Annotated in this window: 22 protein-coding genes; 3 read left to right on the top strand and 19 right to left on the bottom strand. The window is 48.8% G+C overall.

Going from position 1 to position 24654, the window contains the following annotated elements; all coding sequences use genetic code 11:
• Positions 1-154 precede the first annotated feature (154 nt).
• The 6 genes from RBH76_02820 to RBH76_02845 all read right to left on the bottom strand — a co-directional run bounded on the left by RBH76_02820 (position 155) and on the right by RBH76_02845 (position 6240).
• Complete coding sequence (locus RBH76_02820; GenBank protein ID WMJ84373.1) at positions 155-1411, bottom strand: CdaR family protein; 1257 nt, start codon at positions 1409-1411, stop codon at positions 155-157.
• Complete coding sequence (gene cdaA / locus RBH76_02825; GenBank protein ID WMJ84374.1) at positions 1408-2265, bottom strand: diadenylate cyclase CdaA; 858 nt, start codon at positions 2263-2265, stop codon at positions 1408-1410. Before cdaA ends, RBH76_02820 begins: the two co-directional genes overlap by 4 nt.
• Positions 2266-2364: 99 nt before the next feature.
• A complete protein-coding gene (ispF, locus tag RBH76_02830; protein WMJ84375.1) occupies positions 2365-2847 on the bottom strand; it encodes a 2-C-methyl-D-erythritol 2,4-cyclodiphosphate synthase in 483 nt (160 codons plus the stop codon).
• A gap of 1 nt (position 2848) precedes the next feature.
• Positions 2849-3553 carry a 2-C-methyl-D-erythritol 4-phosphate cytidylyltransferase gene (ispD, locus tag RBH76_02835; GenBank protein WMJ84376.1) on the bottom strand — a complete coding sequence of 235 codons (705 nt, stop codon included), beginning with the start codon at positions 3551-3553 and terminating at the stop codon, positions 2849-2851.
• A gap of 179 nt (positions 3554-3732) precedes the next feature.
• Positions 3733-4554, bottom strand: coding sequence for a hypothetical protein (locus tag RBH76_02840; protein ID WMJ84377.1), 822 nt, complete (start codon positions 4552-4554; stop codon positions 3733-3735).
• Positions 4555-4671: 117 nt separating this feature from the next.
• Positions 4672-6240, bottom strand: a complete 1569-nt coding sequence (locus RBH76_02845; GenBank protein ID WMJ84378.1) for a hypothetical protein — start codon at positions 6238-6240, stop codon at positions 4672-4674.
• Between the two features lie 167 nt (positions 6241-6407).
• On the opposite strand from RBH76_02845, the gene RBH76_02850 reads away from it, so the two are divergent.
• Positions 6408-6887, top strand: coding sequence for a pyridoxamine 5'-phosphate oxidase family protein (locus RBH76_02850; GenBank protein WMJ84379.1), 480 nt, complete (start codon positions 6408-6410; stop codon positions 6885-6887).
• Positions 6888-7024: 137 nt separating this feature from the next.
• On the opposite strand, the gene RBH76_02855 is transcribed toward RBH76_02850, so the two are convergent.
• The 4 genes from RBH76_02855 to RBH76_02870 form a co-directional block, all read right to left on the bottom strand.
• A complete protein-coding gene (locus tag RBH76_02855) occupies positions 7025-9412 on the bottom strand; it encodes a transglutaminase domain-containing protein (GenBank protein WMJ84380.1) in 2388 nt (795 codons plus the stop codon).
• A gap of 14 nt (positions 9413-9426) precedes the next feature.
• Entirely contained in the window at positions 9427-10572 is a 1146-nt protein-coding gene (locus tag RBH76_02860) for a DUF58 domain-containing protein (GenBank protein ID WMJ84381.1), read from the bottom strand.
• Positions 10569-11537, bottom strand: a complete 969-nt coding sequence (locus tag RBH76_02865) for a MoxR family ATPase (GenBank protein WMJ84382.1) — start codon at positions 11535-11537, stop codon at positions 10569-10571. Before RBH76_02865 ends, RBH76_02860 begins: the two co-directional genes overlap by 4 nt.
• A 246-nt stretch (positions 11538-11783) precedes the next feature.
• On the bottom strand, positions 11784-13838 hold the full coding sequence (locus tag RBH76_02870) for a hypothetical protein (GenBank protein WMJ84383.1): 2055 nt from the start codon (positions 13836-13838) through the stop codon (positions 11784-11786).
• 369 nt (positions 13839-14207) lie between these two features.
• On the opposite strand from RBH76_02870, the gene RBH76_02875 reads away from it, so the two are divergent.
• Positions 14208-14441: a hypothetical protein gene (locus tag RBH76_02875; GenBank protein ID WMJ84384.1), complete on the top strand. Its 234-nt coding sequence runs from the start codon at positions 14208-14210 to the stop codon at positions 14439-14441.
• A gap of 157 nt (positions 14442-14598) precedes the next feature.
• On the opposite strand, the gene RBH76_02880 is transcribed toward RBH76_02875, so the two are convergent.
• The 7 genes from RBH76_02880 to RBH76_02910 all read right to left on the bottom strand — a co-directional run bounded on the left by RBH76_02880 (position 14599) and on the right by RBH76_02910 (position 20344).
• Complete coding sequence (locus RBH76_02880; protein WMJ84385.1) at positions 14599-15147, bottom strand: permease; 549 nt, start codon at positions 15145-15147, stop codon at positions 14599-14601.
• Between the two features lies 1 nt (position 15148).
• Entirely contained in the window at positions 15149-15628 is a 480-nt protein-coding gene (locus RBH76_02885) for a permease (protein WMJ84386.1), read from the bottom strand.
• 2 nt (positions 15629-15630) lie between these two features.
• On the bottom strand, positions 15631-16134 hold the full coding sequence (locus RBH76_02890) for a MarR family transcriptional regulator (GenBank protein WMJ84387.1): 504 nt from the start codon (positions 16132-16134) through the stop codon (positions 15631-15633).
• A gap of 179 nt (positions 16135-16313) precedes the next feature.
• Positions 16314-17522 (bottom strand): aspartate kinase, encoded by a 1209-nt coding sequence (locus RBH76_02895; GenBank protein ID WMJ84388.1) that lies wholly within the window; start codon positions 17520-17522, stop codon positions 16314-16316.
• A 40-nt stretch (positions 17523-17562) separates the two neighbouring features.
• Positions 17563-18483, bottom strand: coding sequence for a homoserine kinase (thrB, locus tag RBH76_02900; GenBank protein ID WMJ84389.1), 921 nt, complete (start codon positions 18481-18483; stop codon positions 17563-17565).
• A 12-nt stretch (positions 18484-18495) separates the two neighbouring features.
• On the bottom strand, positions 18496-19719 hold the full coding sequence (locus tag RBH76_02905) for a homoserine dehydrogenase (GenBank protein ID WMJ84390.1): 1224 nt from the start codon (positions 19717-19719) through the stop codon (positions 18496-18498).
• A gap of 181 nt (positions 19720-19900) precedes the next feature.
• Entirely contained in the window at positions 19901-20344 is a 444-nt protein-coding gene (locus tag RBH76_02910) for an ACT domain-containing protein (GenBank protein ID WMJ84391.1), read from the bottom strand.
• Positions 20345-20959: 615 nt separating this feature from the next.
• On the opposite strand from RBH76_02910, the gene ytvI reads away from it, so the two are divergent.
• On the top strand, positions 20960-22027 hold the full coding sequence (gene ytvI, locus RBH76_02915) for a sporulation integral membrane protein YtvI (protein WMJ84392.1): 1068 nt from the start codon (positions 20960-20962) through the stop codon (positions 22025-22027).
• Positions 22028-22164: 137 nt separating this feature from the next.
• Here ytvI and RBH76_02920 read toward each other — a convergent pair whose 3' ends face one another.
• Entirely contained in the window at positions 22165-22821 is a 657-nt protein-coding gene (locus RBH76_02920; GenBank protein WMJ84393.1) for a TIGR03936 family radical SAM-associated protein, read from the bottom strand.
• Positions 22812-24653 carry a TIGR03960 family B12-binding radical SAM protein gene (locus tag RBH76_02925; GenBank protein ID WMJ84394.1) on the bottom strand — a complete coding sequence of 614 codons (1842 nt, stop codon included), beginning with the start codon at positions 24651-24653 and terminating at the stop codon, positions 22812-22814. The genes RBH76_02920 and RBH76_02925 overlap by 10 nt, the downstream gene beginning before the upstream one ends.
• Between the last annotated feature and the right edge of the window lies 1 nt (position 24654).

Here is a 24654-nt window from a genome sequence, read left to right on the forward strand (position 1 = left end):
GAGCCGTAGTAAGCGGTGTAAAAGTGGTTTGCTCGGGTAGAAAAACAACGTTAAATTGAACGCAATATATTTTTATTTATATGTTTTATCAAATAATTAAAAGTTAAACAGGGGCGCTGCTATATTTGAACGCAGCACCCCTGTTTCATTTTGTCTACTTGCTCTTAACAGTAACCCGCGCGGTATAGCGGTCACCATAAGCCCAGCAGGTACGCTTGCCAGGAATCAGAATATCTACCGGCACCGTGATCTGGCCGGTGCGTAAATCAGCCTCTGCCATATCAATCTGGGCAACTAGATCCTTTGAAGTTAAAGCTTCAAGCTCCTCTTCCGGCCCGTAAACCGTCACGTTTGGAATGTTCTTGCTCTGGATGGTAACATCGTATTCATCTGAAAGGTTGACGATATAGATGCCACTGCTATCGATGTTTAATTCCTTACTGTCAAAACCTTCGGGTATGAACTCTACGCTTAATTCGTCGATGCCCTCCACCGAAATAAAGCTTGGCGGAAGCGAAAGATCATAGAACATATGCATATCAGGTGCGATGCTGCGCATATCCAGATAGCCCAGATGCAGCTCATTATAGGAGGCAATCAAATCAGCCGGCCCTGCAATTTCAATCTCTTCCGGCGAAATAATGTATTTCAGGGTATCAAGGTCAAAATCGGTCGGAACATTGACAAAGTCAAATGTCACGGGAACCGTCTTCTTTTTAAGCACCGGCAACGTCACCGAGACCGTTTTACTGTCATACTCAAAATAAGGGCTGCTAATCTCGTTGCCGTCAGCATCCTTTAATATAACTGGCGTTTCGTAGGTAGCGCTTGCCGAAAGAGGTTTTTCGAAATTAAGATGGACACTGGCAGAATTGACCGCTTCCATTTCGGTCGCCGGGCCGACTACCTGTACCTCCGAAGGATAAATATACTCCTCATCCAGAATGTAGCCGTCTGGAATATCCAGACCAGTTATTTCCATCTGCACCGGTAATATCTTGGTTACGCGGTGGTCGAACCGCATTGAAATGACGTCCGGAGCAGTGCCCTTAACCTCGATGTCACGGTGGCGGGTGTCGGTAATCTCAAGGGCGAGGTCGTAGGTACCTGGGCCGCTAATATTATTTAGCTTAGCCAGAACGCTCAGCTCTGACGCCTTAATATTACCTACCGTAGCGCGCGGGCCGTTGACCTCGACGTCAACGATAAAGTCGGTGTCGGTGACCGGATACAAATCCAACCGCGTCAAATTGCTATCGCTGGTGTCCAATGTGACCGGAACATTACGAATAACCGCCTGTATGTTGGAATCGATATTATAGGCAACCATCACCCAAATCAAAATAGCGCCCAGCACAGACAGGACGATGAGCACCGTGTTGTTGTCTAAAAAAGATTTATTGTTTTTCATCGCTTCACCTTAAAAAATGGCGGCATACGGTCGCCTTTTTCTTCGCGCTTCTCGATAATAAAGGCGCCTTCCAGCTCTTTGACCAATTGTTCTCCGGTAAATCCGCGCATCAACTTACCGTTCTTTGCCACGGTTATGACACCGGTTTCTTCAGAGACAATGACCACCAGCGCATCGGAGCTTTCGCTCATACCAAGACCCGCGCGGTGCCGGGTTCCCATCTCCTTGCTGATGGTGAAATTATCTGACAGCGGCAGATAACACCCCGCGGCAACGAGTCGGCCTTCTCGAATGATCAGCGCACCGTCATGCAGCGGAGAATTGGGGAAAAAGATATTCCCCAGCAGTTCGGCGCTGGGGATTGCATCGATCACCGTTCCGGTTTTGATGATTTCCCCCAACAGGCTCTGGCGCTCAAGCACAATCAGCGCCCCGATCCTACGTTTGGAAAGAAACGTCGCCGCCTCGCCAATGGCACTGATCGCCCGCCGCCAACGGGAATTGACATCGTCAAGACCTACATTACCGCCAAAAAGCTGCAGGCTTGAAAATCGAGTCCGTCCCACTTGCTCAAGCGAACGGCGCAGCTCAGGCTGAAAGACAATCAGCAACGCCAGCGCACCGTATTGAAACACATAGCGAATCAAAAAGCTAAGAGAGCGCATTTGTGCAAAGGTGGCGATCGCATAAACACCGACCAGCACACCTAAACCCTTGACCAACTGAATGGCGCGGGTTTCACGCACCAGACGAATGGCCTGATACATCAAATAGGCCACAACAATAATATCCAAAAAGTCTGAAATGCCAAAGGAATTTAGTATTCCCTGTATGTCATAAATCAGGTTGTCCACACATGCACATCCTTTGCCAAATCATTGTTGAAGATACTGTCTTTATTGTACCATAATTGTATGAACATCACAATTATATAAATATAAACTTTTATCACATCAAATATGTTCCTGTTCAAAAATCAGGCATACCGCATGGCACGCAATACCCTCTTTGTGGCCCGTAAAACCCAGTCCCTCTTCGGTGGTGGCCTTTACACTGACCCGCGTTTCGTCAATGCCGCATGCTGCTGCGATGCAGCGCCGCATGTTGCCGATGAAAGGGGCCAACTTTGGGGCCTGAGCCAGCACGGTTGCGTCAATATTGCCGATGCAATAACCCTGTTTTGCCAGCAAATCCACCACTTTCTTAAGCAGCGCTATACTATCCGCACCCGCATAGGTAGCGTCACTGTCTGGAAAGTGCGCACCAATATCACCGAGCGCGGCAGCGCCGAGCAACGCATCCATCACGCTGTGCGTCAAAACATCGGCGTCGGAATGTCCAAGCAGGCCATGCGTATGCGGCAGCTCAACACCACCCAGAATCAGCTTTCGGCCCTCGACAAGGCGATGGACGTCATAGCCATATCCTATCCGCATTTTAAAATCCCTCCCGCTGCATCAAAAAAGCTTCCGCAAGGATAAAATCCTCCTCGGTGGTCAGCTTAATGTTTTGATAATCCCCCTGAGAAAACGCCACAGGCGCCCCCAAGCTTTCTATGAGCTGGCAGTCGTCGGAATATTCCTGGCCGCTTTGTGAAAAGGCACGCAGATACAGTTCTTTTTTAAACACCTGAGGCGTCTGAATCAGCATCAGCGTTTCGCGCGGCAACGTTTCGACGACAAAGTCACCGTTGCGCCGCTTGATGGTATCCTTGGCTGGCACCGCCGCCGTGGCGGCACCATGTCGTGCCGCGGCTTCGACAGCCGCTTCTATAACTGTATATGTGACAAGCGGCCGCGCCCCATCATGAATACAAATATAGTGCGCGTCAGCTGAACAAGCACACACCCCCGCATATACCGACTGCTGGCGTGTTGCACCACCTTTGACAATGCTGCGCAGCTTCTTAAAACCCTGATATTTCACATCGGCAAGCAGTGCCGGTATATGTTCCTCGCGCGTAACCACGACGATTTCGTCTATCAGGCCACAGTTTTCAAACGCATTGATCGTATGGATCAATACCGGTAACCCACACAGTTCAGCGGTGAGCTTATCAAAGCCCATACGCACAGACGACCCGCCCGCCGCAATCACGGCAGAAATTTTCCCATAATCTCTGCTCCGCCTGGGTTTGAACATAACCGTACTCCTTTCAAAAAAGCCTGCCCTACAATTTGCAAGACAGGCTAATCTTATTCTAGAAAAGCAATTTTCTAATTAACTTCCCAAGCGCTTCAGAACTGCTGTGTTGCACAGTCTGTGATCTGGCGCTTTTTGAAAACATAACCTCGCCGCCGACAGAAGCTTTTTCTGGAGCCTCAGGTCGTTGCGGCGCCGCGAAAAAAGTTCTGCTGGGGCAATTTGTTTTCTTTTTGCGACTTGTCGCAAGGCAACTCAGGTGCATCGGTCGATGATGCCTCCTGCTCGGCCTTGGCCGCCTGCGCCACTTCATCAATGGACTCATCAGCACCCGCCGGAACAATCTCAAGTAGCATTTGATCTACTTCATCAAGCCGCGTGGTAAAGCTCTTCATCAAATCTTCCAATTGGACGCGGACGGTGGAAATCTCATTGCGCATCAGCGACATTTCGGCCGTGATCTTCTGGCTGGCCGTGATGGCGTTTTGTTTGATATGCTCCGCCTGCTCCTGCGCCTGTGCAACCGTATCAGCCGCGCGCTGGTTCGCTTCGAGAATAATTTCACCTAGCTGCGCCGAGACATCTTCATAGCGCTTGGCTTTATATTCATAGTTTTGAAGCTGCACGACCAGCTGTCGGTTCTGATCTTTTTGCTGCTGTAAATCCTTTTCGCGCTCAATCTGTCGCAGCTTTTGTTGGCTAACCTCGTTGCGCAGCGACTCCACTGTACCAGTCAACTCACGAATTTTACCACCGCGCTCTTCGAGCTGGCGCTCCATCTCGGTTATTTTGGATTCGAAACTGGAAACCTGTTCAGAAAGCTGATTTCGAGCGGTGGAAACCTCGCTGATATGTTCGGCTAGCTCCTGTGCCATCGTTCGGTTTTGCTTCCGAAGCTTATCAATATAAGTCAATACCTCTTTCTTTTCAAAACCACCAAAAAAGCTGGTTCTCAGCAACACCTTTTCGTCGCCATAAAGATTTAGGTCTAATTCGGCCATCTCCAGTTCCTCCCGCCTGAAAAATAATTGAACATTACTTTTGTATTATAGCATTTTATCCTGTATTAACCAAGGGCATTTTGTCATTTATTTATGGAATATTGCGCTAAACCTGTATCACGCCCGACTGCCGCCCCATTCAATCACCGCAAAGCCGGTGCGCTGCCATGGAACAAGTGTCTGGGGCAAGACCTTTACAGGCTGTTTTAAGCCTTTGTAAACCATATGCACCCGTAAAACACTGTCCGGCACGGGTGTAACCGAAAGCGGTGCCAGCGCTTCGTATTGTTCGGTTGAAAAGCTGATCAGGTTATAGGGGTTGCGGCACATTTCTGGTGCCCAGTAGGTGATAAAGTCATTATATTCGCGCGGGGTCAACCCCATAAATGCAAGTTTTTCGCGCAGGAAGGCTTCGGTATCGCCGCCCTTGATTACAAAGCCTTCGGAAAGGTCCCAGTCGATCTTCTTGTCACCTTCCCAGAATAGATAGTAGTGTTGGCTGCCATCCTTTAGGTTGGTCAGCGTGCCGTCCGAATCGGCGCGGACATGCCAGCCGCCGTCATAAGTAGGATAGGTGTAGGTCAGGTATTCCGCAGGATAACTGAGTGTCACGGTGACGTCGGTCTGCTCCTCGGGATAAAGATAGATCACCGGCTTGCCGGTGGTGGGGTTTGCAACCAATGGGTCGGACTCCTGCGATGGCTCAAGCAAAGGCGCAAGTTCATCAATTCGGTCGTGGATATCCTGCGCGATCAGTGAAAATGGATACACCACCCTAATGCGTAGGTCATCTGGCATATGGGAGGATGGGGTTTTCCCGCCCAACCAAAAACTAATGTTGTCTCGGTCAATAAAGCAGACGCCATAGGCATAGTTATCAATGGTCAGCGCGTATGCCACGGTGCTTTCGGGTGAAAAACCCTGGTCTAGGAGCTGTGCCTCCACCCCCGCCGTCATCGTCAATGAACTGCGATAGCGGTAGTTTCCCACATCAAAACGTTTTGTCGAATGTACATATGCGGTCTTCTCGCCCTGACCCTCCGGCAAAGGATGAGGATAAAGTCCAGCAATCCCTTCTCCAAAATAATCATCCGTTCCGGCATAATTAAGCAGTATGCCAACAGCCCCCTGGTCTCGCATAAAAAACTTGCTGAACAAATTAGCCGGTGCTGATGAACTTTCATTAAGATTGCAATAAATATCAGAAATGTCGGTGGGTGAAATTTCCCAAAGCGTATATGCAAATTGATCGCGTAATTCCAAATCTTCAAGCCCTTCCAGCTTATATTGCTCTAAAACTGGATAGGCGTCGTAAAAGCTTTCATATGCCACGGGCCAGCTCTGCGTTGCCGGTTTGGAGGACATGAGCCGTTCCTCGTCTGCAAAAGCCACTTCCGTTACCTGCGCGAGCGTTTCGCCGTCAGTCGTGTCAGTATTTTTAACAGAGGTCTGCGCAATCGTCTCGGATTCGTCTGCTGACGAGGTTGCCACGGCTGCTTCAGATGTCTGCAGTAACTCAACCGCATCGCTTGTTTCGCTTGTGGCTGACTGCAACGTACTGCTAGATGCCGACGCCGACACATTAACAGTATCAGCAGATGACGTCGGAGCCGAGCCGATTTGCCCTGTACATCCCGCAAAAATCAGAATTAAAACCGCAAGTGGCAAAGCCAAAAAACGTCTCATCAAAGTTGCCCCCCTCATAATATTTTCAGGAATCTCTTTCCAGTAAGTGTATCATTATACGTGAATTATTGCAATGAATGCAATATTAGGTCTTTTAAAATTGTTGTTTTAAATCTTGTGATTTTCCTTATTCAATGATAAACTGCTGCTATATGGAGGTGTTAAGAATGAGAAGAAAAGACCGTGAAGTCACAGACCCCACCGCGTTATTAAATATCATTGAGGAATGTAAGGTCTGCCGCGTCGCGATGCAAGATGAACAGGGGCTATATATTGTCCCGTTGAATTTTGGCTATGTATTTGACGAAGGTAAGCTGACGCTCTATTTTCATTCCGCAAAAGAAGGACGTAAGATTGATATTTTGTCAAAATCCCCCGTTGTCGCGTTCGAAATGGATTGCAGCCATCAACTGATTGAGTCCGAGATTGCCTGCCGCAACGGATACGCTTATAAAAGCATCATCGGCACCGGCGACGCCAGCCTAATAAAGAGCTTTGAAGAAAAGATAAAAGGGCTATCACACATTATGATTCACCAAACCGGCAAAGAATTTGAAATGCCTCCACAAGCCGTTAATTCTGTTGCGGTGTTCAAAATTGACGCGATCGAATTTACCGGGAAAAGCAGGCCGATGCCCCCGGTTTGACATTGGTCCACTACAGGTTAAACTTAAACTTGTACCAGATTTATACTATACAGAAGTGGGCCGTCCTTAATGGACGGCCCACTTAGCTTCTAAAAAATTATCTGAAACAAAGGGCGAAGGGATGCTTGGTAGCTATCTTAATACAAGCATTTTACATACCGCATGATAAACCGCTTTTTACGCGGTTGTGATTGCTCTAACCAAGCAATGATGTGCTGTAACAGCGCATAAACAGCCTCGCGTTCTGGTTGTTGTACCGTATGACTACTGAAAGCCGCTTGTAAAAATACGCCGACAGCATTCCCATATTCTGCGCCAATTGCATCACCCATACCCTCGGCCACTTTGGGCGCCAATGTAATCGGCGAGTGGGTCGGTTCTTCAATGCCCACCGCCCCAAGCAGCGCCAGAACATAGGCCATCATACTGCAAACCGCAGCGTTGTTGTCGCTTTGTTCACATGCCTTCTTTCGCTTTTCGAGGGTTTTAAACCGATAATACAGCCACGCGCCAACCAATGCGGCCAATACCAACAGCGTCAGCAGCATCGGTAGTAACAGGCGCAGTGTGTCAAGGAACTTATCAAGAAATCCAGCGTCCTCATCGCGGTGGCGATCACGATCACGCTCGGGGGGATCGTATTCTGGCTCCTCCTCTGCGCCACCTTGGTTGCTCTGCCCATAAGATGGCGGGTCGGTGATGCCTTCCATCACACCGAGATAGTTGGGGTTCGCCTCAAAGGGAATCCATCCGACTCCGTCGTGATAATATTCCGCCCATGCGTGCGCGTTATAGTCCAAGATGTCGATATTTGAATCGTCGCCCACCGCCTCAACATCATCGGGGGTTATGATATAACCCTCGACATATCGTGCCGGTATACCGTAATGCCGCAGCATCATGACAGCGACGCTTGCATACCCCACCGTGGAAGCGCTCTGGTTTTTACGCATTATATAACGTATATAGCTTCCGTCACCATCAAAGGCCGCATTTTCATCCAAATATTCCAACTGTTGGGTCATAATCGCCAGAATATTGTTCTTGGCGTCCTTATAAGCCACATGGGTCTGCCCGGCAATGCCGGGTTCACCGATGTAGGCGGTCAGGAGCGCACTGTCCTCTGGTGGGATCGAGGTGTATTGCTCATATACAAAGCTTCGGTACTGGCTCTCCTGTTCCAGATAGCTGCGAAGTGCATCCGAAGGATTGACACTTTGCTGCTCCAACATTTCAGCCAGTTTTTTATACCGTTTAACCTGATTGGGAAACACGGTTAGCTTGTAGTCGGTCGTACCTAAAAGACCGCCGCTCATTAACCGCGATTCCAACAGATTGTCAGCGGGCAACAACACATCGTCGGCCTTTAACAGCTCATAGGGCGCATAGATGTATCCGCGACATGCTGCGGTATTTTGAACCTCCAAGGTCAGGGCATCCTCTTGGGACAGCGTTTCGTCTAAAATGCCAGCCAGCTTTGCCAGCTGCGTCTGTGGATAGAAATTATTTTTATGTAGCTGATAAAACAGGCTAGTGTAGGTGTTCATGACCTTTTTGTCGATCGGCTCCCATCCAAAGTCGGTGTAGACCTCACCGATATAACCGCGCAGATAAATGGAGTCCGGCTTGCTCATTGTCAGCTTCAAAACCTTTTCATAGCTCAATTCCGGCGCAGAAATATCAGCAAAATCCCCTTCGGGTAAAACGGTATAGGTATCCGTTTCATAGCGCATACGGTGAATATCCATCAGGATATTGCGCTGATTCTTTTGCAGTAAGTATGCTGTTTTTGCCGGAACATTCCCCGGAACCAGCAGCAAAATTCCCGAACCGATCAGGCAGGCAGCTAACAACACCGCTCCCGCCGAAAGCATTACACCTCCACTGTTTTTAGCACCCGGTGCGGCGGCAAGGCAACGACACAGCAGCAGCGCCACGCCGATAAAAAGCAACGCCGACCAAACACCAGTGTGGTTGACCGCCTCAAACACACTGACGGCGACAAATGGCGCCAGGATGACCAACCCTACCCAGCCGAGCGCTTTACGTACTATAAAAATGCACGCCAGCGCCAGTAGCACGGCAAATGGCGTGAGAAAGAGTGTTCCACAGGCGAGAAAAATCGCTGGCGCCACGTCGATAGTATATTGCGCATTAATACGTAAAAATTCAATATCCACCGCCGTTGAAAGGCTATTCAAGGTCAAGGACAAGCCAGCCCGAGCATATTTCGCCGCCAAAATCCACAGGATGATGATACAGGTAATGAGCATGGCGACACCAAGCAAGCGGCTTTTCGTCGTGTGACAAAACATAAAGGCACAGATGATAATCAAAACACCTAGTACCGCCGGCACCACGCCGAGTACCGGCAGTTTAAATAGGCTGACCATCAGCCCACCTAAGCCAAAATAAAGCAGCAGTGCAAGGACAATGTTGCTAGCCGTTTCGGTGAGATCAATACCCGATGTCGCTTTATCGGGAGAAAGCGTCAATTGTATAGCAGAGCCGCGATGCAGTTTCAAACGGGTCACCTCACTCAGAGAATTAAGTTGGCCAGGTCCTTCTGATAAGACGCTGGCGTAAAAAAGACGACTGATTCATCGCCTTGTTCGTTGTCCTTTTGGCGTGAATCGGTGCAACACAGTACCGTCATCTTGGCGTTTGTATCAAAATAAATCGACGGCACTGCCGTACAGAGCCATATCATTTGTGAAAAGCGTAAATTCTCAAACAGATTGCTCCCCTGCCCTTCCGACAGCACACCCAAATCATGTGCACAAAGCATCTCGGGCAGCGCTTCTGTTAAGTCGTCGGCGTTTTGTACCGAAGCGTGCGCCAACGCTCCGTCTGGCTGGCGCCATCCGATGAGATGCGCAATGCCTGCGTCCAGCAGCGCCTGTGACAACGAAACCGCCACCTCTGCAAGCGCATCAAAACAAGCCGGTGAGCTTTTTTTCTTGTGACTGGTAGAAAAATCCAAAAATAAAAGCATCGCATGCTTTAGAGGCTGTCCGGCCTGTTTGACCATAAGGTGGTCAAATTTACCGGTCAGCTTCCAGTGGATCTGTCGCACGCTGTCCCCCGGAATATATCCGCGTATCTGGTGCACTTCACTGACATCATACCCCGCCCTGTCCGGCTCGTACTCATCGCTCTCCTCTGGGCAAACACTGTCTATCACAGGCAAAACCCGCATGAGAAAGGTGTTTGGCATAATAATGGTATCGGCCTCAGCTTCAAATTTCAGCGGATATCGTGTCATACCAAAAAAATCGACAGCGGCCACTCGCTTAAAGGTGACGGCCACCTGCCCGCAGTGTTGTGATTTTATGCGAAAGGTCACCTTTCGCCGACTCATTGGCAACACCGGTACCGAGACTGCCTGTCCGGTCTCCTCGCCAGTCAGCAGATTGCGCAGCAAAAGGGTGCAACGCAGTTGCATCACGGGCAGATAGCTGCGGTTTATAACCTGAAGTTCGCCCCGTGCGCCCTGCTTTTTACCTCCGCCCTCCTTAACCTTGACCGAAAGCGTCAGCTTTTTAGACGCCAGCCAAGTCGCAAGGGCCGATGCCACAAAGCAAAACGGCAACAGCATCAGCAGCCAGCGCAGCGCAGGAGTTTGTCCAAAAACTGCCACGAGGAGTATGGCAGCCAGCCAAATCAGCCATACTGCTGCATTCATCTGCGTCTTCCTCTACCAGAGAGTACCGACGAAGTGCCCGAAACCGGTTTTGCAATGGACTCCAGCACCTCTTTTAAAATGTCAGTAGCGACCAGGTTAGCCAATCGAGCCTTGGCACTCAGCAGCATGCGGTGTGCACAAACGTCACAGAAAATTTCGGCAATATCATCTGGCACAACAAAATCACGGTCATAAACATAGGCATAAGCCTTGGCCATACGGCAGACTGCCAGCGCACCACGCGGGGAAAGGCCCAATTGAATCATGGGGTGGCTGCGGGTGGCCTGCGCCAGCTGGGTGATATATTCATAGAGTGAATCGGCAATGTGTACCGACGCAACCTCGTTTTTCATCGCTACAAGTGCCGCTGCACTGATCACCGGCGAAACGGCGTCCAGCGGGTTTTCGGTCTGGCGGTCACGCAGGATGTTGACCTGGCTTGCAAAATCGGGATAGCCCATCTGAAGCCTGACCATAAAGCGGTCGAGCTGGGCGTGCGGCAGAATCTGCGTCCCGGCCGTACCCACGGGGTTTTGGGTGGCGATAACCACAAAAGGCTGAGGAACCGAGCGGGTCACACCATCCACGGTGATTTGCCCTTCTTCCATCACTTCCAGCAGTGCCGACTGTGTCTTGCTGGAGGTTCGGTTGATCTCATCAGCCAACAGTAGGTTGGTCATGGCAGCACCGGGCTTGTAGCTCAACGCACCACCGGCTTTGTCATAAACCGAAAAGCCAACAACATCCGAGGGCATGCTGTCGGATGTAAACTGAATGCGCTTAAAGTCGATACCCAGCGTCTTGGCGAACGCCAGTGCCAGCGTGGTTTTGCCGACGCCCGGAACGTCCTCCATCAGAATATGGCCGCCGGACAAGATTGCCATGAGCACACGAGAGAGCACCTCATCCTTGCCCACGATAACGGTTTGAACCTGCTTTAGAATCAAATTACTTTTATTAGCCATTTGTCCTGCTCCTTTATACTAATTCCGTCTAAAATCATAAAACAGAATTTTCAGCAACGGAATTGCATGAGACGTTTTTTCGCATAAAAAGCGAAGCCAGCACGGCGTAGCCGGGCTTTTCTCAATGAATATGTCTCATTTTAAATCAGTATTAAACATCGTGTAAAATCAAAATAAACGCGCCCTGTCTGCTGTTCAGTATACCATACTGTATAACAAACAGGGCGCATTTTTTAGAAATTCTGTTTAATCTTCGTCATCGTCATAGTACTCATCTTCGTCTTCGTTGAAGAAGTCTCTGCGCAGCGGTCTACTGTTCAGGTAATAAACGATACCGATAGCGACCGGAATAGCTGCAAGACCGACAATGATCAGTGCCCATACCCAGCCGGGAATTCCACTCTTTTCCTCAGGCCCTTCAGCGTCTTTGTCGTCGATAACGACATCGACAATTTCGTCCTCGTCTTCAAGCTCCTCAGGCTCGCTCTCCGATTCTTCTTCCTCTTCAGGCTCCTCGGATGAGGAGGAAGACGACTGGACAGGTGGCGCAGTGCTGGAGGATGATGCGGGCGGTGTGTAGGGATAGCTAGGCGTGGAGGGGATTGATGGTACAACAGTGGTACCCGTTCCGCCCGTTCCAGTACCAGTGCCAGTACCTGTTCCTGCCCCGCTCGAACTAGAACTATTCGACGAGCTGCTGGTGGTTTTAAGTCGGGTATCTGAAATCACGTAGCGACCCAGCGTTCTGGTTCGGATCTTATACGCTTCCTCATATTCGTCATATTCGGGGTCTATGCGTGTGAGCTTCCCGCTCTTGCTGACCTCATAAACATAGCCATCGTCGTTAGGGTAGCCTAAAAACAGGTCGCCCACACGGTTAAAGCTGGCATAGTTGCCGTTATAAAACCACAGTTCGGCATTGGGATAATCATCAAACAAATCTTCGTCAGGCTCATTGTTAAAGCTTAGTACAATGCTGCCCTGACTGTTGGTATCCACCACAAAGCGGCTATCGCTGTCATCTTCAAAGTCAAAGATGAAGTCGTCCTCGGCGTCAAAACCGTCGCCCTCCTTGAAAGTGGTGGGCGTGCTAGTGATAACACCTTCGCCAGCATCGCTATTTGACGCGGAAGTATAGCCGATTTCTAAATTGACGTCGGTGGTAAACTCAAAACCGTCGCTGCCACTTTTCTTGAGCTTTACAGTACCTAAAACGTCTCTGTTTTGTGTACTGCTGCCCTTCTTGATCCTGACGGCTAGAAAGTAAATGTATCGCATCGAGTTGGTAGTAGCGCCTTTTATCTCGCTGTGCACTCTCATTTTGACCACATCGACGTCCGAGACGTAGTTTCTGCCCTCTTCCCAGTCCGACGTAACCCGAACACTCTTGGTAGCTGCTTGTTCGTAAACATATTTATATTTGTTGGCTTCCTGTGCTTCTTTTAGCGCTTTCTCAGCGTTCTCTTTTATCGTTTTTTTCTTGCCCATGGCTATTCGGGCATCTTCTACCGCTTTTTTTGCCAACTCTATTTCCGTAGTGCCGGTTGCGGTTTTTAACGCAGTTTCTGCGTCAGTAAGCTCCTTAGCGGTGTTGGTTTTTGCATTTTCCAGCTCAGTTTGCTTAGTGCCCAAGGTGGTTTTTTCGTTCTTGGCATTCTTCAAATCGGTTTCTTTTTGAGACACGACACCATTTTGGTCGTTATAGGTTTTTTCGTCGGTCTTCATCTTTTCTTCTGCTTTGTCTCTGAGGTTTTTAAGCTCACTGGGGTCCGGGAAGCCACTATCCCGCCACGCCTTGTCTTTTGCTTCATAGTCCTTTCTCGATGCTTCATAAACTAACCCCGCCGCATCAAGGTCCTCTTTGGCTTTCTTAAACTCGCCCTCGAGCCTAGTGATCTTTGCTTCAATCGTCGCCAACTCAGTGGCATAATCGAAATTATTCAACGCTGTCGCCGCAGCGTCAGCCGCCGTCTTTTTTTGATTATAGGTAGCCAACTTGGGCTTATAATTGTTTTCATACAGCTTTTGGGCAGCGTCATATTCTTGTACTGCTTTGTCGTAAGCTGCTTGCTTTTCGCTCACTGCACTTGACGCTGCGCTAAGTAACGGAAAATAAGCCGTCTTACCATAACTAACCTTGCTAGCAGCCTTATCCAGATACAAATCGTTATCATCATCCAAAACATAGAAGCTGGAGGATACGTCGTCTACCGGATACTTAATATCCGCTGCAAAAGATGTCATAGACAGCGTGCAGGCCAGCATCGCTATTGCCATTATGAATGCTATTGTTTGTTTCATTATAACTCCTCCTGATGTGTGCAATATCCCAACATAAGTCATATCATTGGATACCACTTTGATGTTTCCTTAAATAAGGTGCTAAATTTGCCTTGAATTTTTCCATTATAAATAAATTTATTTAAAAGTTTCATTCTTTAGAATTCTACCATAACTTTGTAAAAAAGAGTAGGCCTTTTCGTTTTCTTTTCCACCAAGTTGGTTTTGATGTAAACTTTTTAAACACCACGGAAAATTACCTATAATTCTAATGTCTAAAATAGCCATGTACTTACGATCTTTTAAGCATGAAAACAACAACGTTTTTTATAACAAAGCTTTATGGTATAATAATTATAAAATACCTGTTTTGATTTGAGGTGAACAAGATTGAAGCAATTTCTGAGTACATTTTTTATCTGCCTTGTATTTTGCGTCGTCTCAGCGTTCTTTTTTGCGGAGCTTTTGATGCGTAGCTTTTGGGCAAATATTGTTGTCATCGCCTTGTTTTTGGCGATATTGATCACTGCTTTCATCAGTCAGGATGCCAGAATAGAAACACTTGAGAAGAAGGTAAAACAATTACAGGGCGAAAGTGAACCCCCTCCTAGCGATAGTTTTTAAGAACACTATACGCACTACGCCAAGTATGCAAGTCGGAGCCCAGCCGCTATATGACATTTATTAAACTGACATCCCCCGAGCCAAAAACGCTTCCCATTGCGCCAAAAGGCATATCTTCCATCAAAAGAAGATATGCCTTTTTAAACGTCGATCAAAATTAGCTGAGCATTTTTTCAGATTTGTTGTAAATATCGGCCAGTTCTTTTTTAGAAACCAATTTTGAAAGCGTATAGGCAATCAAAATGATACCCGGAATATTAACCGCGAGCCTCGTAAGCGCAAATTGCGGCCCCAGCGATTGAAATTCAAACATAATCATCGGTATTTTGGTCGTGGACCACGCTCCGATAAAGATCATGAGGTTTAAGAAACTGACACCTTTTTTCATAAAGACTGCAGCTATCGGGAACGCACCGTAAAGTGGGCCAGCTGCCGCAGAACCTATAAAAAAGGCCAACAACATGCCTTTGATTCCAGAGCCTTCCCCCATATAACGCACCATAGTAGTTTTGGGCACCCATATATCCAAGAGACCCAGCATCAAGAAAACCGGTGGAATAACGAACAGCATCTGCTTTAACTGATAAGCAGCGTTGTTTATCGCTTTAAGACCAATCGGTCGGTTTAATAATGTCATTATCCCCACCGCAAACACTAGAATTAAAAAATAACGATATTTTTTAATGATTGCAAGGTATGTTTTCATATCAACCCACCACCTTTAAAATAACAAACGCCACAAAGAATGAAAAAAAGAACGCCAAAATGTTGCGCGACAGTGTCAGCCTTTTGCCGAAATACTTAGATTCAACCGGTATGGTCGCAACACCTACTGTCATCAACGTCGACACAAACGCGCCAATTTGCATATACCCCGCGCCCGCTTCAAGTAACATAGCCGCAGTCGGGAAGGCCACAAACGCCGGAATCATGGTTATGGAACCAATCAAAGCAGCCATAATAACGCCCAACCAACTAGAATCATTTCCGATGACCTTGGAGATGATATCGGTATTTACAAACGCCAGAAAAACGCTGACCAGCAACAGCATGGTCAACAGCTGAGGCAAGATATTCTCCAGCGATTTCCACGCTTTTTTTACTGCAGCCTTGGTCTTTTGCTTGTCAAAACAAAATGAGATAAAAAACGCCAAAATGGCGATGCCATAAAAAAGATAGGTTTCCAAATTTACTCCCCCCTATGATGGCGCTCAAAAGCGCTTTGTGTTTCGTGTTCTTTTGGTTGTGCCACTTCTCCGTCCCGCTTTACAAATTCTGCCGCCAGACGGTCGACCAAGCCACCTAATATCTTTTTTTCTTCGACGCTCAGGCATTCGAACAATTCGGCCATTTCCCGCTTATGTTGCTCGGCCTGTTCGGCAGCAGCCTCGCCTTTGGATGTCAGTTGAATAATAAGCGCCCGACGGTCTTCGTCCGAAGCGACCCGGCGGATGCATCCACTGTTCTCAAGACGCGTCAAAAGCTCCCCCAGTGATTGGGCACGGATATCCAGCAGGGCGGACAGCTCTTTTTGATTAATGTTTGGATGAGATTTAAGCATCGACAATACACGCCCCTGCCCCCGACCAAAAGTGCCACGCAGTGTACCGACTTGATGGTGATGGTGATGCTGATGCAGTAGTCGGATGATTCGTAAAAATTTCTCCATCAATTCAAAATTATCTTGATTCAAATACGCGCCCTCCGCATTTTAATAAGGTACCTTCATACTTTTATATTATACAGGTACCTTATTAATTGTCAATACATAATTTCAATTTGTTTATTTTTGTACTCTTCCAATAAAAAAAATGCCCCACCGTGCAGCAACAAAGCGTTTGCACGGCGGGGCGACCTATTTTAAATTGGCAATCAGTTGTTATAAAATGCGTCGTGGATAACCATGACAGCGCGATCAGCCTCTTTTAAAGCGATCAGCACTGAGATTTTAATCTCGCTGGTGGAAACCATATCGATGTTGATGTTCGCTTGTGCCAACGCATCAAACAACTTGCTCGCGACACCGGGGTTGGACTCCATGCCCGCACCCACAATGGATACCTTGGCACTTTGCGTGTCGCACAGCACCTCTTTGATTCCAATGAGATGCTTGTTGGCATCCAGCACCGCAACCGCGCGCTCAGCATTATCCTTTGCGACGGTAAAAGTGATATCCTTGGTACCGCTGCGGCCTACCGACTGCAAAATAATGTCGACGTTGATCTTCTCCTTGGCTAGCAGCGAGAATACCTTGAAGGCAATTCCGGGCTGATCCTTTAGTTCCAATATCGAAATCCTTGCAATGTTTGTGTCTTTTGCGACACCGCTGATAATCATCTTTTCCACGTCAGCTTCCTCCTTGATGATGGTACCCGGTTTGTTCTCCAAGCTTGAAAGAACCTCAAGATCTACGTTATACCGTTTGGCCATTTCAACCGAACGGTTGTGCAACACCTGTGCGCCAAGAGACGCCAGCTCCAGCATTTCATCATAACTGATGGACTCGAGTTTCACCGCATTTTTTACCATACGTGGATCAGCGGTATAAACACCTTCAACATCGGTAAAAATCTGGCACTTTTTAGCGTTTAATGCCGCGGCCAACGCAACAGCACTGGTATCGGAGCCACCGCGCCCCAGCGTGGTCACATCATCATATCGGTTGATGCCCTGGAACCCCGCAACAATGATGATGGTGCGCTTTGACAGCTCGTTTTCGATGCGATCCTTGTTGATTTTTCGGATGCGCGCGTTTGAGTAGTGGGAATCGGTTATAAAGCCCGCCTGCCAACCTAAAAAGGATTTGACCGGCAGCCCGCGCTTTTCAATCGCCATGGCCAGCAGTGAGATCGAAATTTGTTCTCCCGCTGCAAGCAGCATATCCATCTCGCGCTTCGAGGCCTTGGGGTTGATTTCGTTGGCCTTGTCAACCAGCACATCGGTAAACTTGCCCTGTGCCGAAACAACCGCGACAACGTTATGTCCGGCGGCATAGGTACGTGTAATGATGTCCGCAACATGCTCAATGCGTGCAGCGTCGGCCACTGAAGTGCCACCAAACTTTTGTACTATGAGATTCAACTTCTTTTCCCCCTGTTTATAGTCTGCAACAGTATTTAAATCATTTTACATCATCGGGCAACGCGATGCTTTCTACGCAAATTGCGCCGGTATTATCCGCATCAAGCATGAGCAGCTTCCAGTTTTTATAGCCCTCAGAATCCAGGCGAGGCCGCATTCTGGAATAGAAAATATTTTCTTTTTCGCCGGGAACCATCGCCATTAGAGTAGATCCTGCGCCACTGATATAGGTACAGTAGGCGCCCTCCTCCTGCATCATCTTCATGGCGCGCTCTGCACCCGAGATCATAGGCAGGCGGTAGTCCTGATGAAGCCGGTCGCCCGCGGCGCAGTGAAGGTTGTGATAGCTGCCGGTCGCCAGCGAAGCGCTCATAAGCGCTGCGCGGGAGAGGTTATATACCGCATCCTTGTGGCTTATGCGTTTAGGGAGTACGCTTCTAGCCAATGAAGTTTTAAGTTCGGTGTCGGGAATAAGCGCAGCAAATTTGATGCCTACGTGCAGCTCCTGCCGGACAAAATGCACCTTTTCACCATCAAAAACAGAGGCTACAAAGCCGCCGAGCAACGCTGGGGTCGTGTTGTCAGGGTGCCCCTCAATCGACGCGGCCAAATTGATGATCTCCTGTTTTGAAAACGGGAACTTCATCATATGGTTGGCTGCCAACAATCCACCGATAATGCACGCCGAGCTGCTGCCCAGCCCGCGAGATAACGGGATATTGTTAATTTGCCCGAGGCGAACGCCATAAAACGGCCTGCCACACAACTCATACAACGATTTCATCGTAGTAAAGACTAAGTTGGTCTCATCGCAGGGCACATCGACATGGTCAAGCGACCGAATAGACAACCCTTCATATTCCTCCAGATGCAGCTCGTTATACAGCGTCACCGCCAGGCCAAGCGAGTCGAACCCCGAACCTACGTTGGCGGAGGTTGCCGGAACCTTTACGGTAATCAATACGGTTCCCCCTTAATAGTCCAAAACACGGATCAATGAAAGAATACTCACATTTTTCTGTGCGGCCTGAGCTGTTAGCTTCTCGGCCTGCTCGCCCGAAAGCGCCGGGGTGATAAACGCCGTCTCGCCGTCGCGCGAATAACCCTCAATCTTTTGCACGCAACCAAACATTTCTGCTGCAGCAGCTTCATCCTTGGCCGCCACACGCAACATCAGCGGGGTTACATCGCTGCGGTAATCAATAAGCGTATCATGCGCGGCATCCTCCCAGCCAAGAGAGGGAATGTTACCATCTGCTCTAGCTGCATCGACAATGTCGGAGATGACAGCCGACGCCGTGGGAGCTTTACCAGCACCCCGTCCATAAAACAGCACGTCACCAAGGTCCGATCCACGCACAAGAACAGCGTTAAAGACATCCGTCACGTTGCCAAGCTGGCTCGATTTTGAAACCAACGCCGGGGATACCATCGCCATAAGGCCCTGCTCTGTCGTTTTCACTCGACCGATCAGCTTAATTGCATAGCCCGCCTTTGAAGCGGCGCTGACATCGTTTAACGTGATGTTGGTGATCCCTTCGGTATGCACCTCATCTGGATAAACATGTTTGCCGTAGACGAGGGAGGCCAGAATGCAAATTTTGCGGCAAGCGTCTTTGCCCTCGACATCAGCAGCAGGATTCTGCTCGGCATAGCCATTTTTCTGCGCCAATTTGAGCGCATCTTCAAAGGACATGTTATCCTCGATCATCCGGGTCATGATAAAGTTGGTGGTGCCGTTTAAAATGCCCGCCACCTCGGTGATATCACCACTGCCAAGACACTGGTACAGCGGGTGTAACACCGGAATACCACCCCCGACACTCGCCTCAAAGAGATAATTGACATTCTTTTCTTTGGCGATGGCCAGCAACTCTGCGCCGTGGGTTGCCACAAGCTCTTTGTTCGAGGTCACGACATGCTTGCCTGCCAGCAAACTACGTTTAGAAAAATCATAGGCGGGCTTTAAGCCGCCTATTGTTTCAACGACAATGCCAACCTCGGGATCATTTAAAACTATTTCAAAGTCCGTGACGCTCTTGTCAGCATAGGGTGTTCCCGCCAAACTTCTAATGTCCACAATATATTTAACGTCCAGGTCTTTTCCGGCTTTGTTTGTAATACGCGCCCGGTTTTTATAAAAAACCTCTGCTACGCCGGAGCCGACTACACCGTAGCCGATTATTGCAATTTTCATAGCTTATGCCTCCTATTGTTAGGTATTTAAGCGCCATAGGGGCTTGAATACCGATATGGGTTTATAAATAAAAAGTAACGCTGGCCTGCTATAAACGATACAGGCGGGCTGTCGCCCGCCAAGAAGAATGACAATGCCAAGCGAAAAGCCGTTCTCTCGTCAGGTTCACCAACGAGTGCTATCAGCGACCGGCGAGCTTGCGCGCCTCAACAACGCCGTCAAGCTTTTTAATGGCAGTTACCAACTCCATGTCGTTGGTGCTGGTAGCATCCAGCGAGATAGATACCGAGACCGCGGCAAGGCCGTCAACCGGAATATTTTGATTGATGGTCAAAATATTGACACCGTTGCGATAAAGTTCGGCAATCAAGCCTGACAGCATTCCTGGTTTATCTCTAAGCAGCACATAAACACTGACCACCTTGCCAGACATTTCTCTGACATAAGGAAAAACCGCATCGCGATATTTATAGATCGCGCTACGTGAAATTCCGGCCATTTTGGCAGCATGAGAAATATTATTGGTTTCACCGTTTTCCAGCAGCTGCTTTGCATATACTACCTTTGAGAAAACTTCGGGGAGCATTTCCGTTTCAACAACCAAATATTTTGGGGGTGTCCACATGGTTTTGACCACTCCTTTCAATATACAAGAATAGCCTCTCAAAACCGGCGCCAGCCGGGTACAAACGCCACAGCCAAAAGGGCGACTATAACAATTCAGAATCTTTTCGCGCTTTTATTCCACCCACCACAAACGTTTGTACTTAGATTAGAAACACTATAACACTGACTTTCATTTATTGCAATTATCATTTATGGTTGTTTAAAGCTATTTAATCTTATTATCAGGCGTTATTTAAGATTATAACCTTAAATAAATCCATTTGCTCAATTTATCTTTGTTTTATATTATTTTTAACTGTATTTCCTCAATTAATCTGCATCATTATATTCATATCTCACAATAATCATATCATGTTTTTATGCAATTAATGAGAATAATGTATTTAACTCGCCAAGCACAATGGATTCGGCTTAAATATCCCAGCACAGATAATGCATCTATGCGTCCTCGCTTAAATATGCTAAGATGGTGGTAACTCATAATGTTGCCTGCGTTTAAATGTCATCTTGACAAGTCTCTTTTCCAGACGAAGGTATCAATGTGGGCTATTCTTTTGCCCGGTTGGGCAACGTGTTTTGATTTTAATTTATCATAAAAAAGGTGGTGGCGCACATGGAACAGCAAGATAAGCTTAACTTTATCATTCGGGTTCTCTACTGTGCAATTGTTGCGGCGCTTTGCTTTCTGGGGCTTCGCTTTTTGCTCCCATGGTTCTGGCCTTTTTTGTTCAGTTTAACGCTGGCATATCTGTTTAAACATCTGGCAACCCGCTTTCACGCTCGTTCAAAACTCGCTAGTGCTGCAATCGGAATTTTGTTTTACGCTACCGTTGTTTTGCTGTTTTGGTTGCTGGCCGGACTTGCCATCGGCAAATTGGCCGATATAGCAACCGATTTCCCCTTATATTATGCCGACGTTTTGCTGCCAAAAGCACAGCGGGCGGGCGACCGACTGCTATGGCTTTTGCAGCAATTGGCACCGGCTTCGGTCATATCGGTAGAAGGATTGTTTGCGCTGATTTCCAACGCTACTGAAGATCTGGTGGCTGGCATCTCAAACTCGTTAATAAATATGCTCACCAGCTTTTTGAAGGGGCTGCCGCTGTTCATCGTCGGCTTTGTCTTCATGATTATTTCCTCGTTTGCCATAGCGATGGATTATGACCGCGTCACGCTGTTTTTACTGCAGCAGCTACCCCATCGCATGCGCCCAATGATGCTGGATATTAAAAATTTTCTGCTCTCCTGTCTGTTGCGCTTAGCGCGTGCCTACGCCATCATCATGTTCATCACTTTCTGTGAACTTTCAATCGGGCTCTGGGCACTACGTATCGAACGATTTTGGACGATTGCCGCTGTCATCGCTGTGCTGGACATCATGCCTCTGCTGGGCTCAGGCGCCGTTTTGATTCCTTGGGGTATATTTGAGCTGGTCAACGGGCGCGGGCCTCTGGGTGCCGGATTGTTGGTGCTCTATGCTGTCATTGCCGTAATGCGTAATATTATCGAGCCACATGTAGTGGGCGATTCGCTGGGGTTGCACCCGGTAATCACACTGACCGCTATGTTTTTCGGGTTGCGCACCTTTGGTCTATTCGGTATGCTGGCTGCTCCTGTTGCGGCGCTTCTCGTCCGCTTTTTAAACTCAAATGGCAAAATTAAACTTTACCGAACCGAATAGTCTTTTTAAAAGTTCTAATACTGGCAGGGTGCGGGGGTTTTCCCCAGAAATATGGGAGTTTGTGCGTTTACCTAAACTTTATCATCAACCAAAAGCGCCCGAACTGCGTACAATCCGCAGCTCGGGCGCTTTAAATATTATTTGAAATTCTCAAGCGCCTCGTTTAAGATCGCAAAGCGCTCAATGGTTGTCCAGTCGGACTTAAAGCCGGTTATTTCGGTTAACGCGTCGAGCGCCAACGTAGGATTCAGGTTGATTTCAACACCAGCGCGGCAACGAAGTTTCAGCATCAAGCCATCCGATTGTTCTTCCACCGAGAGAATTTTTAGCATCGGCTTAATATCCACCGTTTTCATGCCTTTTTTGCTGCGCTTCTGCGTCGGAATTTCCTCCAGCGCAACAAAGCGTTCCAGCGCCTGCCGCCCCTCTGAAACAACGCAGCGCAGATGCACGTGATAATCTGCCCACATAATCTCCTTGGGAGCCATAACCGGCTCACCTGCAGAAACAGCTTGCACCCCCTCGGGCAGCGCAGCATTTAAGCGCGAGATAATTTCCTCATCAGAAACCTCCTCAAGCAGACGCACATCCATCGACTCGCACAGGCCGGTGGTTCCTAGTGACAACGGTAGCGCAAAAGTGATGTACAGATGCGGGTGAAAGCCCTGTGTATACCACACAGGGAGCCCGCTGCGTGAAAAAGCGCGAGTCATGGCGCGCATGAGGTCGAGGTGAGAAATATAGATGGCGCGCCCCGATTTGCTGAAAAAGATACGTACTGTTTTTATATACATTTACATACCCCTCCCGTCAGGCGCTGCGCACCGCAACCGTTACACCCTGCAAAGCAACTGGGCGTTGTGGCGGCCTGCATCGCCTTTTGGTGCTCACGGATGAAGAATGCCTTGGTCACACCGTAGTCGAGATGATCCCAGGGAAACACCTCATCATAGCTGCGACGGCGACGGGCATAAAAGTCCGGGTCGAGCCCCGCTTCTTCAAACGCCTCTTGCCAGGCCAGCGGCTTAAAGTGGTCGTCCCAGCCGTCTAAACGGCTGCCGCGCAAAAATGCACCCTCAACCACCTGGCAGAGTCTACGGTCACCACGTGCCAGCGCCGCTTCCGCCACACTGGTAGCCGAGTCGTGATAGCTAACAGAGATTTTACGTGAGCGTACACAGGAAAGCAAATATTTTTGCTTTTCGCGCAGCGCTTCCATCGAATCCTGGGGCTCAAATTCAAACGGCGTATAAGGCTTGGGTACAAAGCAGGCCACACTGATGTTGACGCTGACCGATTTGCCCTTGGGACGCTCCGGCATGCTGTAATAAAGGTCGACCACCTTTTGGGCGAGGTCGGCAATACCCTTGATATCGTCCAAAGTCTCGGTAGGCAGCCCCATCATAAAGTAGAGTTTCACCGCCGTATAGCCGCCTAAAAAGGCAGTCCGGCAGGTATCCGTAACATTTTGTTCAGTAATATTTTTGTTGATGACATCGCGCAGGCGCTGTGTACCTGCCTCTGGCGCGAAGGTCAGGCCGGATTTGCGCACCCGCGTGACCTTTTCCATCAGCGACTCCGAGAAATTGTCGATGCGCAGGCTCGGCAATGACAAATTGACGTGCTTTTCCTCGGTCCAATCCAGCAGCGAATCGAGCAGCGGCTCCAATCCGCAGTAATCGCTGGTGGAAAGGGACGACAGCCCAATCTCGTCATAACCGGTGGATTCAATCAGGTTCTTAGCATCTTTAGCAACCGTCTCAAACGATTTTTCGCGGATTGGGCGGTACAAAAAGCCCGCCTGACAAAAGCGACAGCCACGGTTGCAACCGCGAAAAAGCTCGACCACAGCGCGGTCGTGAACAATATCTAAAAACGGAACGATAAAATTCTCGGGGTAATAAACGCTGTCCAGATCGGTGATGACACGCTTTGATACCACGGCCGGCGCGCCCTCGCGGGGGGTAATAGTGCAAATGGTGCCATCTTCATTGTAGGTCACGTCGTAAAGCGAAGGCACATAGATGCCCGGTATCTGCGCGGCGCGGCGCAGAACTTCAGGCTTATCCCAACCCTCTTTCTTGGCCTGTATGCACAGGTCGAATAGCTCGTCCGAAACCTCTTCGCCCTCACCCAGTGAGACCAAGTCAATAAAATCTGCCAGCGGTTCAGGGTTGGAAGCACAAGGCCCACCCACCACCACCAGCGGGAACGGGTCAGTTCTATCCTTGGCGCGGATTGCCAATCCCGCTAAATTCAAGAGGTTTAAAACCTCGGTGTAGCACATTTCATATTGCAGCGTAAAACCGATGAGGTCAAAGTCTTTAACCGGATCAAGGCTTTCAAGCGCGAACAACGGCACCCCCATCTCTTCCATGGCGGTCTGCATATCGGCGTCGGGCGAAAACACTCGCTCGCACCAAACGTCGTCGCGGCGATTGGCGTGGCCATATAATATTTTCATACCGAGGTGGCTCATACCGACCTCGTATAAATCCGGGAAGCAAAACGCATAGCGCAGCATGCCGGGCGTCAACGTTTTGACCACCGCGCCCATCTCTCCCGCCGTGTAGCGCGCAGGTTTCTGCACCTGCGAAAGCAGCAGGTCAAGCTGATCTAAGGTCATG

It is taken from the genome of Oscillospiraceae bacterium MB24-C1 (assembly GCA_030913685.1).
Taxonomy (GTDB): Bacteria; Bacillota; Clostridia; order Oscillospirales; family Ruminococcaceae; genus Yanshouia.